Origin of the sequence: Prevotella sp. Sow4_E9_plate (genome assembly GCF_052116205.1) — a bacterium.
Taxonomy (GTDB): Bacteria; Bacteroidota; Bacteroidia; order Bacteroidales; family Bacteroidaceae; genus Prevotella.
The window spans coordinates 1-593 of record NZ_JBQKLN010000136.1 but is presented as its reverse complement, the minus strand read 5'-3'; the positions used below and the strand labels follow the sequence as shown (position 1 = coordinate 593).

Below are 593 nucleotides of genomic sequence, written 5' to 3'. Positions count from 1 at the left end.
AGAACTATTTCGTTACATGAAACGTTAAATATCAGAGCGTAATATTAACAATTAACAGGGATGTTTCCAGCTTGTTTTTAAGAACAGAGAACTGGACACCCTAATTAATAATATGCTTTTTTTGAAAAATGTTGGATGTGCTAACTGCTGAAAATCAGTAGTTACGTTCTAACGGTGATTTACTGTCTAAGTCTACTATTTTCAACTGGTTGCGACATGGTGCTGAGTTCTTGGAGAATTGTCAGGAGACCATCAAACAATGGCTATTGAAACCTGGCTCAACGATTTATTGTGATGAGTCCTGGGTTGACACTAAGGTGACGGATGCCAATGGTGAGGTGCATTATAAGAAGCGATATATGTGGGTCATTGTCAACTTGACCACCAAGGTCTGCTATTATCTGTATGGTAGTCGTAAGAAAGAGGTTATCAAGGAGTTCCTTGGTGACTTCAAGGGCACGTTGATGACCGATGCCTATGCAGCATACCTTTACTTCAATAAGTTGAAGGACTGTACTCATGTATGTTGCTGGTCGCACGTTAGAAGACTGTTTGTCTCGGCGAGTCGTGACTACAAGGATACCTTGGCACAG

At 40.8% G+C, this 593-nt stretch carries 1 pseudogene; it reads left to right on the top strand.

The annotated features are described in order from the left end of the window. Positions 1-179: 179 nt before the first annotated feature. Positions 180-593 (top strand): annotated as a pseudogene (locus ACTQ53_RS17575) (IS66 family transposase); the annotation flags it as partial.